This is a genomic window from Frankia sp. CcWB2, assembly GCF_977927585.1.
Genome location: NZ_CDWRCM010000070.1, coordinates 19,839 through 20,597 on the forward strand (window position 1 = coordinate 19,839; position 759 = coordinate 20,597).

A 759-nucleotide genomic window follows, 5' to 3' on the forward strand; every position below is an offset into this window, starting at 1 on the left:
TCTGGAGGATCAGGACAATCGGCACAACGGTTGCCTGGTCAGGTCTGCGATCAGTTCGAAGTCCTTGTCGCGGTGCAGGAGCGTGAGCCCGGCGGTTTCCGCTGTCGCTGCGATCAGCAGATCGGGGACGCCCGGGGCCCGATGATGGCCGGCTGCGGCCAGCAGGCCTTGGACCTCGTAGGCGCGCCGGGCCACGGCTGCCGGTATGTCCCACTGGATGACCATGCGTGCGAGCGGCAGGGTGCCGAGGAGCCGGGCGTGCTCAGGGCCGTTGCGGGCCGAGTAGCCCACTTCGAGCAGCGTGACCGCGCAGATGTGTACCAGACCTTGATCGACTCGCTGTGACCAGACGGGTTCGTCGGGATGGGTTGGTATGCGGACCAGTGCCGACTTGTCGATGAGCCAGCTGTCGGTCACGACCAGGCACCGCGCATCACGTCTTCGTCGGCGAGGTCCGAGATCAGGTCGTGGAGCTGCGCCCAGTTCTCCCGCCCAAGAGGGGGACGTGTGTCGCGCGATGCCCGCTCGGCTTCGGCGGCAAGCGTGCGGCGCAGATACTCGACACGCGAGATTCCGGCTCGGGCGGCGGCAGCGTCGAGCTCGGCGAGAACCGCATCGGGTACGTCACGTACGAGGATGTCGGCCACCGGCGCCACCTCGCAGGTTCGATATCAGACTCCTCAATCATGATAGCATGACTGCTTCTGTGCAGGCACCTACCCCATTCACCTCGCAACTCACCTCGCACGTACCCAAAGG

General features: G+C 65.7%; 2 protein-coding genes. Both read right to left on the bottom strand.

The window, feature by feature from the left end:
* Window positions 1–9: 9 nt before the first annotated feature.
* Complete coding sequence (locus ACY45C_RS09810; RefSeq protein WP_462187311.1) at window positions 10–423, bottom strand: PIN domain-containing protein; 414 nt, start codon at window positions 421–423, stop codon at window positions 10–12.
* On the bottom strand, window positions 414–647 hold the full coding sequence (vapB, locus tag ACY45C_RS09815) for a type II toxin-antitoxin system VapB family antitoxin (protein ID WP_462187308.1): 234 nt from the start codon (window positions 645–647) through the stop codon (window positions 414–416). Before vapB ends, ACY45C_RS09810 begins: the two co-directional genes overlap by 10 nt.
* Window positions 648–759: the final 112 nt, after the last annotated feature.